The organism is Novosphingobium sp. YAF33 (genome assembly GCF_052113265.1).
In the GTDB taxonomy this organism is placed as follows: domain Bacteria; phylum Pseudomonadota; class Alphaproteobacteria; order Sphingomonadales; family Sphingomonadaceae; genus Novosphingobium.
This window is the reverse complement of sequence record NZ_JBFRCW010000005.1, coordinates 333,811-348,874: the sequence shown is the minus strand read 5'-3', so window position 1 is coordinate 348,874 and position 15,064 is coordinate 333,811. Positions and strand designations below refer to the sequence as shown.

At 63.9% G+C, this 15,064-nt stretch carries 13 protein-coding genes; 1 reads left to right on the top strand and 12 read right to left on the bottom strand.

Annotated elements, in window-relative coordinates:
- Positions 1-64: 64 nt before the first annotated feature.
- Positions 65-937, top strand: a complete 873-nt coding sequence (locus AB4Z00_RS12590) for a LysR family transcriptional regulator (protein ID WP_442046193.1) — start codon at positions 65-67, stop codon at positions 935-937.
- Positions 938-961: 24 nt separating this feature from the next.
- Here the strand turns inward: AB4Z00_RS12590 and AB4Z00_RS12585 are convergent, their stop codons facing one another.
- From AB4Z00_RS12585 to AB4Z00_RS12530, 12 genes are all read right to left on the bottom strand, one after another.
- Complete coding sequence (locus AB4Z00_RS12585) at positions 962-2,284, bottom strand: extracellular catalytic domain type 1 short-chain-length polyhydroxyalkanoate depolymerase (protein ID WP_442046192.1); 1,323 nt, start codon at positions 2,282-2,284, stop codon at positions 962-964.
- A gap of 85 nt (positions 2,285-2,369) precedes the next feature.
- Positions 2,370-2,615 (bottom strand): hypothetical protein, encoded by a 246-nt coding sequence (locus AB4Z00_RS12580; RefSeq protein WP_132266540.1) that lies wholly within the window; start codon positions 2,613-2,615, stop codon positions 2,370-2,372.
- Positions 2,616-3,369: 754 nt separating this feature from the next.
- Positions 3,370-3,840 carry an aminoglycoside 6'-N-acetyltransferase gene (gene aac(6'), locus AB4Z00_RS12575; protein WP_442046217.1) on the bottom strand — a complete coding sequence of 157 codons (471 nt, stop codon included), beginning with the start codon at positions 3,838-3,840 and terminating at the stop codon, positions 3,370-3,372.
- A gap of 86 nt (positions 3,841-3,926) precedes the next feature.
- Positions 3,927-4,202 carry an HU family DNA-binding protein gene (locus AB4Z00_RS12570; protein ID WP_132266543.1) on the bottom strand — a complete coding sequence of 92 codons (276 nt, stop codon included), beginning with the start codon at positions 4,200-4,202 and terminating at the stop codon, positions 3,927-3,929.
- Between the two features lie 1,207 nt (positions 4,203-5,409).
- Entirely contained in the window at positions 5,410-7,860 is a 2,451-nt protein-coding gene (locus AB4Z00_RS12565) for a TonB-dependent receptor plug domain-containing protein (protein ID WP_442046191.1), read from the bottom strand.
- Between the two features lie 168 nt (positions 7,861-8,028).
- Complete coding sequence (locus tag AB4Z00_RS12560; protein WP_442046190.1) at positions 8,029-8,967, bottom strand: ABC transporter substrate-binding protein; 939 nt, start codon at positions 8,965-8,967, stop codon at positions 8,029-8,031.
- 3 nt (positions 8,968-8,970) lie between these two features.
- Positions 8,971-9,831: a TauD/TfdA dioxygenase family protein gene (locus AB4Z00_RS12555; protein WP_132266554.1), complete on the bottom strand. Its 861-nt coding sequence runs from the start codon at positions 9,829-9,831 to the stop codon at positions 8,971-8,973.
- Between the two features lie 23 nt (positions 9,832-9,854).
- Positions 9,855-11,189: an LLM class flavin-dependent oxidoreductase gene (locus AB4Z00_RS12550; RefSeq protein WP_442046189.1), complete on the bottom strand. Its 1,335-nt coding sequence runs from the start codon at positions 11,187-11,189 to the stop codon at positions 9,855-9,857.
- A gap of 106 nt (positions 11,190-11,295) precedes the next feature.
- Positions 11,296-12,387 (bottom strand): LLM class flavin-dependent oxidoreductase, encoded by a 1,092-nt coding sequence (locus tag AB4Z00_RS12545; protein ID WP_442046188.1) that lies wholly within the window; start codon positions 12,385-12,387, stop codon positions 11,296-11,298.
- Between the two features lie 26 nt (positions 12,388-12,413).
- Positions 12,414-13,646, bottom strand: a complete 1,233-nt coding sequence (locus AB4Z00_RS12540; protein WP_442046187.1) for a rhodanese-like domain-containing protein — start codon at positions 13,644-13,646, stop codon at positions 12,414-12,416.
- Positions 13,643-14,263 (bottom strand): cysteine dioxygenase, encoded by a 621-nt coding sequence (locus tag AB4Z00_RS12535; RefSeq protein WP_442046186.1) that lies wholly within the window; start codon positions 14,261-14,263, stop codon positions 13,643-13,645. Before AB4Z00_RS12535 ends, AB4Z00_RS12540 begins: the two co-directional genes overlap by 4 nt.
- Entirely contained in the window at positions 14,260-15,057 is a 798-nt protein-coding gene (locus tag AB4Z00_RS12530; RefSeq protein ID WP_431567496.1) for an ABC transporter ATP-binding protein, read from the bottom strand. Before AB4Z00_RS12530 ends, AB4Z00_RS12535 begins: the two co-directional genes overlap by 4 nt.
- Positions 15,058-15,064 lie beyond the last annotated feature (7 nt).

The following is a 15,064-nucleotide window of genomic DNA, read 5'->3' as shown; positions in this document are numbered from 1 at the left end:
GGCTCGCGCGATCCGGCTGTCCAATGCATATCAAGGCAACATTGCATGCATCATGGGAATACCGATGGACCTGCCGCGCCTGCGCCATATCGTTGCCGTCGCCCGTAACCAGAGCTTCTCCCGCGCGGCGGAGGAAGTGGGCATCACTCAGCCCGCGCTGAGCCGCAGCATCGCCGCCTTCGAGAAAAGGCACGGTGTCATGTTGTTCGATCGGGGGCGCGGCGGGGTCCATCCCACGGCTGCCGGGCTGCATGTGATCGAACACGCGCAAAAGCTGCTTCACGCCGCGGGAGACCTGGAGCGCAGCCTTCGGCGCTATCCCGAAGGCAAGCCGGGACAAGTCGCCATCGGGCTTGGGCCGCTGATGGCCGGACTGTTCCTGCCGCACGTGGCCGGCTCGCTCCTGCATGCCTGCCCTGGAATCCGCATTCGCACCCTGGTGCGCGCGCCCGATCAACTCGTCACCGAACTGGTCAACGACCGGATCGAGATGATCCTTGGCAGCAACTGGAATCTTGGCCGCATCCCGAGCACAGCGATCGAGCGACTGGGCCGGATCGGCGTTGCCTTCATGGTGCGCGGCGGCCATCCCCTGTCTCGGCAAGGCCTGGTCACCAACGCCGATCTGGAGGATTATCCGGCCGCCAGTGCCGTCGAACTGCAAGATGGCCAGGGCGACCCGGCCGGAAGTTTCATCTGCGACAATTTCCACGTCCTGCGCGAAACGGTGCTGCGCAGCGATTGCGTCTGGATTTCCTCGCCTGCGTTCCTGGCCGATGATCTGCGCGAAGGGCGCATGGTCCAGTTGGAAGTCAGCGGATTCCCGCCCTCCCATAGCGAGGTCTGCCTGATTACGAAACGCAGCCGCACCCGTTCCCCGACAGTCACGGCCGTAGCGGAAAGAATCCGCACTCTCCTGGCGCAGGCGGAGGTATGATGTCGCTGCTCGCCTGTCCTGGTGCTAGGGCATGAGACCCGCGGCACGAAGCGCATCCTCGATCACTTTGCGCACGCCTGCCTCTCGGGTCCGCCCGCTCTGCCCGGGTTCCGAGGGCGGGATCGGCTGCAGGCGCCGGCCTTCATAAACCATCAGTCCGTTCATTTCGGCGGGTTCCGGAATTCGCGCCCCATCCGGAGAATGTTCGGCAGCCCTCGCCTCTTGGTGGTCACCGAGGAGTCCCCAAAAACTGCAGATCTGGTGGCTTGAGGAAACTCCCACTTCCAGCATGAAGGCGCCCGCCCGTCCGCACGCATCCTTGCCGGACGTCTTCAACGGGGTACCGTGCCCCATACCGGCTATGCGATGATCCTCCATGACCGGGCGTCCGTGATGGTCCAGCCAGACACGGCGGGTATGGCTGCCCGTGGATTCGCTGAGATCCGGCGTCTCGCCGATATCGTGCAAGGCGCCCCATTGCCTCAGCAAGGCAGTGGCATTGAGGTCAGCTACCGTTGCATCCCCGCTGCCATGCCAGACCGAGAGCGTCGGCCACGGCCCGGCATGAGAGGTCGCCTGGCGGACCAGCATCTCCAGCTCGCTCCGCTCGGGCATATTCTGGCCGCGCATGCGTTCGAGGGCCTGCGGCACACCATAGGCGCTCCCGTAAGGCAAACCGGCAACAACGGCGCCTCCCGCAAACACTTCGGGATAAGTCGCCAGCATGACCGCCGTCATGGCGCCGCCGGCAGAGAGGCCGGTCACGTATATGCGGGCGGCGTCGATATTATGCCGGGCGACGACGGCCGCGATCATGTTTCTGATGGACTGCGCCTCGCCCGCACCGCGCCGGCTGTCTTCTTTCGAAAACCAGTTGAAGCACAAGTTCGGATTGTTCGAGGCCTGCTGCTCGGGAAAAAGCAGGGCAAACCCATGCCTGTCGGCCATCTCGGACCATCCGGCACCCATATCGTAGCCCGCCGCGTTCTGGGTGCAGCCGTGGAGCACCACCACCAGCGCCGGATGCCTGGACAAGGTGGGAGGGAGATAGAGGTGCGCGCGCAGGGCTCCAGGGTTCTCCCCGAACTGGCTCAGTTCCCGCAGGCGGCTATGGCCCTGAAATGCGCCAGGTGCCGCCCCTTTCCGCAAGGCGGCCAAGTGAGCGATGGTCTCCGATATCGTTGGCATGGCATATCCTTGCTGAAATGGGGCAAGCACAGGATAGGAGCGCTCCACCATTTTGCTGCACTGCAACATCAAATGGTGACGAACGCGATTGTTGCAAGGTGAATCGGTTTTCAATTTTTGCCGGGCCGCTCTGAGCAGCCTTTCGCAGGCGTCACTCATAACAAGCTCAAGCCACCGGTACCTCTCAGCGGCGGGCCAAGCCTCTCAACGCCGCAACAAGCTGACGGTGACCATCCCTTCCAATCTAGAAAGCGAACGCCAACTGGTCGGGATGCGGCATCCGCCGACGGGTTCCGCGCTCGCGAACATTGTCCTGATCGACCGCGCCGAACACGACCTTGATCATGGTGAGTGCCCGTGAATTGATTTTTTCCGAGGCTTCCAGCCGGCGAACGGCGCGCGCAGGATCCCGATAGCCGATAGCCTTGCCAAGTTCGATTTCCGAAAGACCTCGGTTCTTGCGAGCTGCAGCCAGTTCGGCTCCGGTCATGAAAAACTCCCTGGTTTGATCGCAACGAGAAGCGAACCCGGCGGTTCTGGTCGAAACCGAAAAGGGTCGGGCTGCGCGCCGTAGCGGGCCAGAGTCCCGGATTCCAGTCCGGCACGGCACGCAATTCCGCAAATGCGCTCAGGTTATCAACAGCCTTGTCGTCAACCGGAATCCGCCTTGAGCGCAGCGACGATGAACCCGGCGGCAAGATGGCCCATCGAGCCGACCTTGGAGTGATTGCCGCGTCTGCGGACTGCCATTTCGGCGCAGCGCGTCGCCTGCCCTGGCCCGGAAGTTGGCCACTCACACCTCCCTCCAGCAAGCCCCGCGCAAGCCTCGCACCTGACCGCTGCCGTATCTCGATGACGCCTGACAGCCGGGTTGAGGCCCGTCGGGAGCGGGGCCGGCCATCGATCCTGTGGAAAGCGAGTGCTCCATTAGCTGACGCCGCCCACAATCTCGCGTATCAGGGCTTCATGGCCATCTTTTGCTTCATTGGACGGCATAAGCCATCACTTGTCTCGGTCTCTCGCGGCAAAGATAACGGCTATCTTGCTCTATGCGACTCCTGCGGGGTACCGCTCGAACGTTCTGCCCCAGGCGGATGGCATGCTGCGCGCCCCATGAAAGAGAGCCCGCTGGCAGCGACGCCTCCCGCTTAGGATACGCCCGCCGCGATCGCCTGCATCAGCCGAGGCTCAGACGCGGGCATGTTTGCATAAGCCATTTTGCTGGAGCGGCAGCCCAAGCTCGGTCAGCTGAGCGAATGCGGATCGTCCAGAACCTTGCGGAAATACACGACCCGCTCGGTCTCCTCGAAATCCAGCGCAGCATGCACCGCGTGGGACGCGCTGTTCTCAAGCAGGGCGTCGGAGGCAAGCTCGGCGCAGCCTCGCTGCCGGGCCCACTGCTCGACAGCGCTAACCAACCCGCGAGCGATGCCGAGACGGCGGCTGTCCTCGGCGACGTACAGTCCTTCGAGAAACGCGACCGGCGAGGTCTCGCAGCCATTGACGTAATCGATGCGCAAAGCGGCTTCGGCAAACCCTATCAGTTCGCCGCGCGCACTCCGCGCGAGAAACCCTGCAAACAATTGCGGGCCTGCCAACATATCTGCAAGTTCTTCGCGGTGCTCGGTCGCAGTCCCGTCTGGCCAGAGTTCGGCCCGGAGCGGAGCCCACTCGTCGAGATCGCTTTCATCGCCAATCTCAATCCGCACGATCATCATTCGCGGTCTCACGGTCGGATTGGACAGCTGGCAAAGCAAGAGCGGCGCCGACCCAGCCGTCGGCACCGCTCTCATGGGCCAGATCAGCCGTTCAGCTTGTCCTTGACCGCCTTGGCGACCGTGAAGGACAGCTTCTTCGAGGCCTTGATCGTCATCGCTTCGCCGGTCGCAGGATTGCGGCCTTCGCGCTCGGGGCTGTCCTTGACCTTGAACTTGCCAAAGCCATTCAGCGAGACTTCGTCGCCCTTGGCGGCCGCATCGCCGATCGCTTCGAACACGGCGTCGACGATCTTGCGGGCATCGGCCTTGGTGAGGTCGTGAGCGGCGGCAATGGTGTCGGCGAGATCGCTGTTATTCATGATTGGTTCGTCCTGTCGAAATCTTCGGGTCTGCCGCGCTCCTCGGATTGCGGGTCACAGCGGCAAAACCAAGCATGGATCATTGCAGGGCGCCTGCAAAGCCGATCAGTGCCCCCTACCCGCACTCAAGCACAGTTTGTCCACAGCCTGTGGATAGCGAAAACGATAAAATGGGTTGCCCATACCGTTCGCCATACCGGACTGCAGTGCATTGAGCCGTCAGCTTTTCACCAACCCCAAAGCCGTCCAGTTCACAAATCTGTGATGAACGACCAGCCTTTGCCCGGGGATTGGACTGCAAACACGCAATCGAATCGCCACGATCCTCAGCCCCGATAGAACGGAAATCGCTTAACGTGCCCGGCTACGAGACTGTTCTTGAACTTTAGACGCATAAGCTCCGCGCCCTCCTCTCGAACACATACCAGATGCGTTCCTCCTGACGGAAGCGGCTCGATCACACTGATTAAAACTGCGAATTTTTCGCACATGGCTAAAACTTCAACGTGCCCGAGAGACAGATTCATCGCACGGCTCATCGCGGTAACTCCCAAATCGCCACTTGTTACGCGTCAGCCGTTAGTCCCTCTTATCAATCAAAACCGAGACTGGATTTTTCGTCGAGGCGTTTGATGCATTCGGCTTGGGAGGAACCGGCTTCTTGGGCTTGCGGATTTCCCTGCTGCTCTTTTTTTGGCCCTTTGCCATCTATCGATCCTTTGAGATTGACGAGTGTCCGACACGCGGGTTGGTCAGCGCCGCCGCGCGCAGTGCAGTCCAACTGCAAGATGCGGCCGCGCCGAGCCTGACTTGATAATTTTCGATTTGCCGCCCCCAGCCCTGGGCAATCTGAAGATGCCTTGAGCGAACAGCCGAATCGACCGCCGAGTCTGCCCGCATCGATGCAAGTTGATGTGCGAAATACAGCTGATTGAGGTCCAAGAATGGCTCCACGTAGTAAGCGGGAGCGCAATCGGTCTCTCAGTCGCGGGTGCCTACAGAGAACCCATCCGCGATCAGCCCAAGATAGGTATTCAAGTGAGGAATAGTAAGGGGTAGGGATTCGCCGGGAGAAAATTATTCCAGTGCAAAATATTCAGCCCCGGCGAACCCGCAGGTGATGTGAAAACTCCGTCCTGACTACCCAACTCGACTACTCAACTCGACTGCCAAGCCGCGGGCGAGACGGCCCGTCGAAAGCGCCGCATCAGAACTTCGCGCCAAGTCTGGCATAATAGAAGCCGCCGCTGAGGCCGAAGGGCGCAAAGTTCCCGTACAGCCCCGATCCGTCTGCAGCGACGGTGCCGTTCCTGTCGGGATATGCGTCGAAGAGGTTGTTGGCACCGACAGCGATGTCGAGATTGTCGGTGAGTTGATAGCCCACTTCAGCGTCGGCCACCCATTTGGCACCATAAGTGCGGTCCGAAGCCGCCACATTGCTGGACTCGGTGTACTTGCCATAGCGCGTCACGCGGGCCAGCGCCCGGAACTTGGCCAGGGACCAGGTGTTGGACAACACCACCTTGCTGCGGGGCAGGGCCGCAACGAGATCGCGCTGGGCCTGCCGGCCGAACAGGGTGACGTTCAGGTCACTGAGTTCCTCGGGATTGTCGATGACGTGGAGGATTTTCGTCTTGTTGTAGCTGTAGGCGGCGTTCAGGCGAAATGTGCCGAGCGAGGCGGTATCGAGCGTATATTCGCCGACGACGTCCACTCCGCGTGTGCGCGTATCGATCGCGTTGGTGAAGAACTGGGCGCTATCCACGTCATCGATGCCGTTTTCGACGAGGATGTCCTTGATCGCCGCCCCGCCGTTGGATGCCGTACCCAGGAATTCGGTTTTCACGATACGGTCGTCGATACGGATCTGATAGGCATCGATCGTCAGGCGGAACGGGCCGGTCTCATAAGTCACGCCCGCCGTGAAATTGAGAGACTTCTCCGGCTTGAGCGGCTTTGCCCCCAGTGCAATCGCTGCTGCGCTGTTCACCGGCAGGAATTTCGACACGGTCGACACGCGCTCGTCACCGATCACCGTGACGGTGTTCTGCGTGGTCGAGAACGCCGTCTGCGCCAGCGACGGCGCGCGGAAGCCGGTGTTGACGCCGCCGCGCAGCGCAAGTCCCTTCGCCAGTTCGATGCGGGTGGACGCCTTGGCGCTGAAGGTGTTGCCTGCGCTGTCGGAATAATGTTCGAACCGGCCGGCAACGCCGACAAACCAGCCCGGCATCACATCGGCGGAAACGTCCGCATAGGCCGCCAGGTTGTTGCGGCTGATGCTTGTCGCGTCGGCCGGCGATGTGCCGGTGAAGGAAACGAGTCCCGGCGAGGGGGAACGGCCACCATAGAGCTGGCCGAAAGGCGTGCTATCCAAGGGGATCACGTAGCCGCCGTCCCTGTAGGAATCGGGTTCTCCTGCAATGTTCTGAAAACGCTCCCAGCGCTGCTCCGCGCCCAGGGAGAGGCTTAACGGCCCGGCGAGACCGAGATCCAGCTCGCGGCTGAGGTCAAGATTGCTCACCCACAGGTCCTGCTTCTGGCGCCCCATGAAAAAGCTGCTCTTGCTGTCCGGCCCCAGCGAGGGATTGAGCGTGTTCTCGGCGCCCAGCTTCACGTTGTCGCGCCCATAGCTGGTCGACAGGTCCAGCGACCATTCCGCAAACTGGGTGCGCAGGCCCACGGCCGTCTGCCAGTCCCATTCCCAGATGCGGCGATAGGCCTGGAAGCCAGCAGGATAGAGCTGGGGCAAGACTGATGCGCCGGAACTGTTGGCGAGACCGTTATACCCGGTCGCTGCCGCGAAGTATGCGCCGCGGGCATCCTTGATGTTGCGGTAACTCAGCGTCGAGAACGAATAGAGCGTGGTATCCTCGCCGACCGGCAATTCCGCATTGTAACTGGTGTCGACGATCTTGTCGCGATTGGAGCGGCCGTAGCCGCCGGCGATGAGATGGTCCGCATCGGCCTCCCTCGGATCGGGCTGGCCGTTCACCAGGGGATAGACATAAGGGATGGGCTCTGCCGAGGAATCGGCGCGGTCGTGATATTTCGCCTCGATGGAGAACCGTGCGAAGCCGCCGTCACCCAGCGGCGTGCCATAGGAGCCCGCGACTTGCGCCAAGGCGCCGCCTTTCTCGTAAAGCTGCCCGCCGGTCACTGACAGTTCGCCGCCGTGCGGAGAATTGTCGAGGATGATGTTGATGACGCCGGAAATCGCGTCGGATCCATATTGCGCGGCGGCACCGTCCCGCAGGACTTCGATCCTGCCGACCGCGCTGGTCGGGATCAGGTCGATGTCGACCGGCGTCGATCCGCCCGAGATGCGCGAGAGATTGTTGATCAGCGATGTCGTATGCCGCCGCTTGCCATTGACGAGCACGAGCACATAGTCACCGGAAAGTCCCCGGATCGAGATCGGCCGGACACTGGCCGAGGTCCCGCCGCCGCCCAGCGCAGGCATGCTCAGCGAGGGGATGATGTTGCCGAGTATCTCCTTGAGACCGGTGCGCCCGGTATTCTTCAGTTCCTGCGGGCTGATCACGTCGATCGGCACGGGGCTGTCCGCCACCGAACGCTGGATCCGGCCGCGCGCGCCGGTGACGACGATAGCACCGGCATCTGCCTCCGCTGCAGTGCCGGCGGCGGCATCGGCAGCCACTTCTGCTCTGGCAGGAGAAACGGCGATTATTGAGACACTCGCAAGGAAACCGGCAATTACAGTATTTTTCACTTAAGCCCCCAAATTAATAAGCACGGAAGCTTATTCCCATCCTCGCCATGAATATTTAAATTGAATTCCCTCAATTCAATTTCATTTCTTCTTATCTCAGATGTGATCCGCGAATGCTTTATCGATCGGCCGCACAGTCTTGACCTCTCCGAAGCGGCGGAAAGTATCGAGCACGACTTGCTGATCGGAGATCACGCTGGCGTCGATCGGTACACGCAGACGCACATTCTTTTCCGCCGTCGCGCGCGCGATGTCCGGCGGCAGCCCGGTTTCCCTGGCAAGGACCGCGCCATATTGATCGACATGATTCCGGGCCCACTGCAGGGCCTTTGCCTCTCGCGCGAGGAAATCGCTCAGCTGCGCGCGCTTGCGCTCGATGGCGCTTTCCGGCGCAACGTCGAAGCCGTAGCCCTGGACGAAGTCCCTGCCGTCGACGACGATGCGATCGCCCTCGGCCTGCGCCGCCGCGACATAGGGCATCCAGGTGGACCAGGCATCCACCGCACCGGTCTGGAGCGCGGCGCGGGAATCGCTGGGGGACAGGAACGCCAGTTCGACGTCGCCCGGACCGTAGCCCGAAGCCATCAGCGATCGCAGCACCAGGTAGTGCCCGACGCTGCCGCGCGTCGTGGCGATCCGCTTTCCTTTCAGGCCCTTGCCGTCGCGGACGGGCGAACGCGCCGGCACCAGGATGGAAAGCGCACCGTCGATACGGCTTTGTGTGCGCTGCGCGCTCACGGCCTTGATCGGGCTCCCGGCCTGATAAGCGAACTGGAACGGGGCATCGCCGACCAATCCGAGATCGACCGCACTGCTGCCAAGCGCTTCAAGAAGATTCTGCGCCGCCGGGAATTCGGACCATTCGACTTCGTAGGAGACGCCATCGAGCGCGCCGGAAGCCAGCATGAGCGATTTCGTGCCGCCCTTCTGGCTGCCTACCCGCAGCACCTCCGTATGCGCGCTGCCGCCCCGGCCGCAAGCGGCCAGGGCGGCAGTCGTGGCAAGTCCTGCAAGCAGGCCGCGTCTATCGATCATAGTTCAGAGATCCGTCCAGAGCGGCTCGTCCGCGATCAGGATGCGATGCAGCTCGCGCGGGAAGTCGCCGTAGTTGCGCACGGCGAAGTGCACCGTGGCACGATTGTCCCAGAACGCGACCGTGCCCGGCCGCCAAGAGAACCGCGCCTGAAGGTCCGGGCGCTTGTACTGGCGAAGCACTTCTTCCAGCAGTTCGCGGCTCTCCGACAATTCCAGGCCGAGTATCTGCGGTTGCTGCGAGAAGTTGACCCAGAGGATCTTCTCTCCGGTCTCACGATGCGTCCGCACGATCTTGTGCGCGACGATAGGGTATTCGTGGCCCGAAAGCTCCAGCGCGGGCACGAAATTGTGCGTGACGTGCCTGCCCTCCAGGCGCTCCTTCAGTTCCGGCGCGAGGGTCTCGTATGCCAGGTTCGCGTCCACCCAGATCGTGTCGCCGCCCACTTCAGGCAGGTTCACATCGCGCAGCACCGCGCCCCAGGTCGGCACGAGCCGCCAACTCGTATCGGTGTGATAGGCCTCCCCGGCCCTGAGCTTGTAGCCGAGCTTCTTCTCGTATTCCCGGTCCTCCCGCGCGGCGATGGCGTGGACTTCCTTGTTCGCCGCATCGTGGCGCGTGGTGGGGTGGGTGTAGAGCGGGCCGAAGTTCGCTGCGAAGGCCGCCTGCTGGGCGTCGTCGATGGACTGGTCTCGGAAGAACAGGACTTTCCACTTGAGAAGCGCGGCGCGGATGGAGGAGCGCAGCTCGTCAGTCAGGGGTTTGGAAAGGTCCACGCCCTCCACTTCAGCGCCGATGGTCGGCTGCACGGGGCGGATGACGAGGTCAGTGCTCGAAACGTCGAAAGTGGAAGCGGTGCTGGCCATGAATCTTCTCCTTTGCTTTCGTGTCAGGCGGCGTCGCGGCGCAGGCGCGCGGCGGTGTTGCGGTTGACGGGAACGTCCAGCCCCAGCGTTTCTCGCAAGGTGCTGCCGGGGTAGTCGCGCTTGTAGATCCCGCGCGCCTGCAGGATCGGCACCACTTGATCGACGAAGACCTCAAGCTGGCCGGGCAGGGATTCGAACAGGTTGAAGCCGTCCGATCCGCGCTGTTCGAGCCAGAGCTGGAAGCGGTCCGCGATCTGCTCGGGAGTGCCGGTGAAGTGGCTGCGCGGGGTGGCGACGCGCAGGGCAATTTCGCCCAGCGTCAGCCCGCGGGCGGCATCGGCCAGCACGCGCTCGGACGCGCTCTGGTTGCTCTTGCGCCCTTCTTCCGCAACCTGATGCGGGAACGGGCCGTCAGGATCGTAGACGCTGAAATTGTGGTCGTTGAACGAACGGCCAAGCGCCCGAAGCGCGTTCTCCAGACTGACGAGGCCCGCCAGTTCGCCGTAGAGCCACTCGGCCTCTTCCTCGGTCGAACCCACCACGGGCCGGCCGCCGGGAAGCACCAGAAGCTGCTCGGGATCGCGGCCGAAGCCGCGCGCCCGCGCCTTGACGTCGGCGTAGAAGGCCTGTCCCTCCGCAAGGTCCTCCTGGTGAGTGAAGATCGCCTCGGCATGGCGGGCGGCGAAGTTGCGGCCGTCTTCCGAGGAACCCGCCTGGAAGATCACCGGCTGCCCTTGCGGCGAGCGCGAGATGTTGAGCGGGCCCTTTACGGAGAGAAATTCGCCCTTGTGGTTCAGTTCGTGGAGCTTGTCGGGATCGAGGAACTGTCCGCTGGCTTTGTCACGGACGAGCGCATCGTCTTCCCAGCTGTCCCAGAGGCCCTTGACGACGTCGAGGTATTCCTCGGCGAGGCGATAGCGCACGTCATGGTCGAGGTGCTTGTCGCGTCCGAAGTTGGCCGCGCTGCCCTCCAGCCACGAAGTGACCACGTTCCAACCGGCCCGGCCGCCGCTGATATGGTCGAGCGAAGCGAATTGGCGGGCGAGGTTGTAGGCCTCGGTATAGCTGACCGTGGCCGTGCCCACGAGGCCGATGCGTTCGGTCACCGCCGCCACCGCCGAGAGGATCGTCAGTGGTTCGAACCGGTTGAGATAGTGCGGAGAAGAACGCGCGTTGATCGAGACGCTATCGGCCACGAAGAGGTAGTCGAACTTTCCGCGCTCGGCGAGTTGCGCCTGCCGGGTATAGAACGAGAGGCTGGTGCTGGCATCGACCTGGGCGTCCGGGTGGCGCCAGTCGTCCCAACCGGGACCGACGCCGTGCAGGATGAAGCCGAGCTTGAGTTGTCGGGTGGTCATGTCTTTCCTCCTTCTGCGTGGTGTCAGGCTATGCGGGTGGGCCGGGACGAACCAACGCGGATGGCTGATAGGAAGGTGAGTATTTCCAAAACGCGGGAGGCCGGATTCAGCTTGCCAGCGCGACCTTGTCCGCTCCCTCGCGCGCGGCGAGTTTGGCGCGGACCAGCGGGATCAGGTCGCGGCCATAGTCGATGGCGTCTGCCAGCGGTTCAAAGCCCCGGATCAGGAAGTGGTCGATGCCGATGTCGTAATATTCGAGCAGCGCATCCGCCACCTGCTCGGGCGTGCCGACAAGGCCGGTGCTATTGCCCGCCGCACCGGTGAGCGCGGCCACGCCGGTCCAGAGGCGGGTGTCACGCCGCTGGGTCTGGGCGGTTTCGAGCAGGCGCAGCGATCCGGCATTGGGCGGACGATGACCGCTGGTCGGCAAGCCCGCCGCCTCGCGTTGGGCGCGCACTTTATCGGTGATCTCGTCGGCCTTCTTCCACGCCGCTTCCTCGGTATCGGCGATGACCGGGCGCAAGGAGAGCGAGAAGCCGGGATTGCGGCCATGCTGGGCGGCGGCATGGCGGACGGCGCGCACGGCTTCGCCCACTTGCTCCAGCGTCTCGCCCCAGAGAGCGTAGACATCGGCATGGCGCCCCGCGACCTCGATCGCTTCGGGCGAGGAGCCGCCGAAGAACACCGGCAGGTTATCGGGCTTCACGGCGCTGAAGCCGCCGCGCACGTCGTAGAAACGGCCCGAATGGTCGAACGGCGCCTGCTCGCTCCATTCGCGCTTGAGCACGTCCAGATATTCGTCGCTGCGCAAGTAGCGCTCGGCCTTGAGCGTATGCCCGTCACCGTCGCGCGCCATCTCCTCATCGGCGCCGCCGGTGATGATGTGCACGGCAACGCGGCCGCCCGAGAGCTGGTCCAGCGTCGCCAACTGGCGCGCGGCGAGCGTCGGCTGAGTGAAGCCCGGCCGATGTGCGACCAGGAAACCGAGACGCGTGGTGATCGCGGCGGCATGGGCCGCAACGATCTGGCTTTCCGGCGAACTGGAACCGAACGGGATCAGCACCCGGTCGAACCCGCCCGCTTCCTGCGCGCGGGCGGCCGCCTCCACATAGTCCCGGTCGAGCGCCCGCGAGCGCGCGCCGCCGTGGATCTCCGAACTGTCGTTGAAGCCGATATAGCCGATGAACTTGACGGTCATGATGCAATTCTCCCTGAGGTGTGGGATCAGATGACGAAGAAGCCGTGAGTGCCGTCGCGCTCCAGCTGGGCGACAAGGCCGTATTCCCAGTCGAGATAGGCCTGCATGGCGGTCTCGCGGTTGTCGGTGCCCTCGTAAGGGCGCTTGTAGCGGCCATGCGCTCCGCGCGGCGCCGGGGCGCCGTCGCCTCCGGTTTCCAGTGGACCGTCGAAGGCGTCAGCCAGCACCAGCACCTCCCAGCCGAGCTGGGCAAGCCACGAAGCGGTCATGTCGGCCCGCGAGCCGAGGTCGTCGGCCAGCACGATGCGCGCGCCGCGCACGGGTGCGAAATGATCGGTTTCCTGCACCAGCTGCCCGCCCGGCGCATTGCGGAACCCCGCGGGATGACCGGCCGCAAATTCGGCAGGCTGGCGCACGTCGAAGCGATAGAGAGTGCGATCGTCGTGGGCGAGCAAAGCCCTGAGGTCCGCGCCGTCGATCCGGCGCACCCCGGCGCGGTAGGCCACGTCACGGGCCCGCGTGCGGGCAAGATCCTGTCCGCCCTCTTCGCCCTTGTCGACGTTTTCCTGCCGCCCGGTTTCCAACGTCTGCCCGGCCAATGTCCAGCCGATCGTACCGTTGCGCAGGGCGAAGATGCGGTTCGGCAGGCCCGCGTTGATAAGCGACTGGGTGCCGATGATGCTGCGCGTGCGCCCGGCGCAGTTGACGATGATCGTCGTATCCGGATCCGGCGCGGCAACGGGCGCTCGCAGTACGAGTTCCGCGCCCGGCACGCTGCGGCCGCCCGGAATGCTCATGGTCGCATATTCCTCGAACCGGCGGGCATCGAGAATGGCGATGTCGGCCTTTTCCTCGATCAGCGCGAGCACGTCCGGCGCTGGAAGCGAGGGTGTCTGGCGGCGGTGCTCGACCAGTTCCCCGAAGGCCTTCGAGTAGCTGTTGACGTCCTCGAACAGTTCATAGCCCGCTGCACGCCAACCGGGCAGTCCGCCTGCCAGCACCTCGACCTGCGTATATCCGAGCGCGCGGAACTGGTGCAGCGCCGGTTCGGCAAGCCCCTCCCCGTCATCATAGACCACGATCGGGGTATCCTTGCGCGGGATGCGCCAGGGCGCTTCCAGAGCGATGCGTTGCAGTGGAATCTGCGCCGCGAACAGCGGGTGGCCGAGCGCGAACTGAGCCTCCTGCCGTACATCGATGAGCGCTATCTCACGGCGGCCCAGCAAGGCGCTTCGGACTTGGGCGGGAGAAACATTCATGCCCGGATCACTCCATTCCAGAGGTTGGGCAGAACGTCGTTCGCATAGCCCGAGATGAAAGGGCGTTCCTCGCCGCTGTCGCGGTACGTAGCGCGCTCGACGGCGCCAATATTGCCCCCGTAGACGTGGATCGAAATCGAGGTTCGGTCGGCAAAGGCATTGGCCACGCGGTGAATGTCGCCGACGTGGGGATCGATCCCTTCCACTTCGCCTTCGCGAAGGTCTCCGGTCCCGCCTTGCTGGACGAGCGAGCCATCCCCGCGGCGACGGTAGTTCTGCACGCGCTCCGCTCCGCGCAGCACGCCGACGAGGCCCCAGACGCGGTGATCGTGGATCGGGGTCGCCTGGCCCGGCCCCCAGACGAAGGACACCACGCTGAAACGCTCGGCGCTGTCGCAGTGCAGGAGGTATTGCTGATAGCGCTCGGGATGCGGGCGGGCGAAGGCATCGGGCAGCCAATCGTCGCGCGAGACCAGGCGGGCGAGCAGGTCGCCGCCGTCTGCAAGGATGTCCGCCTGTCCGGCGCCGCTGTCGATCAAGGCAGCGAAGCCCCTCACGAAGCGGCGCAGCGGCGCCATATCGTTCGCAGGGATGACGAGAGAAACCGGCGCGTTCATGCCAGGCCTCCGGCGTGAAGCGCGATGATCTCGGCCGGCGAGGGGCCTTCGGCTACGTGCCCGCCTAGCGCGCTCAGTAGACGGCTGCGCAGTCCGCGCGCGACATGGGCGCGCTCTCCGCGGGGCGCTTCGATCCGCTCCTGCGTGACGATGCGGCCTTGGTCCAGGAGGACGATCCGGTCGGCCAGCGCGATCGCCTCGTCCACATCGTGCGTGACCATCATCACCGCGGGCCGGTGCCGCGTCCAGAGCGCGAGCACGAGTTCGTGCATCCGCAGCCGGGTCAGAGCGTCCAGTGCCGCGAAAGGCTCGTCCAGCAGCAGCAGGCTGGGTTCGCGAACCAGGGCGCGGGCCAGCGCAACCCGCTGCGCCTCGCCGCCGGAAAGCGTCAGCGGCCAGGCATCGAGCCGGTGCTCTAGGCCCACCTCGCGCAAGGCATCCTCAGCCCGCCGGCGCACGTCGCCCTGCCGAAGACCCAACGCGACATTGCGCCAGACTTTCTTCCACGGCAGCAGCCGCGCATCCTGGAACACCACCGCGCGCGAGTCTGGAACCGTGACATCCTGCCCGGTCGTCGGATCGAGCCCGGCCAGAGTGCGCAGCAACGTGGTCTTGCCTGAGCCGGACCGGCCAAGCAGGGTCACGAACTCCCCCGGTGCGATGTCGAGGTTCAACCCCGCAATGACAGTGTCATCGCCGAAGCTGCGACTGAAGTCCCGCAGGCGGACGACCGGCGGCGTCATGTAGAATTCGGGCGCTGTTGCGCGGTGCGGACCGATCTTTCGGGCGTCCATGGCTGGG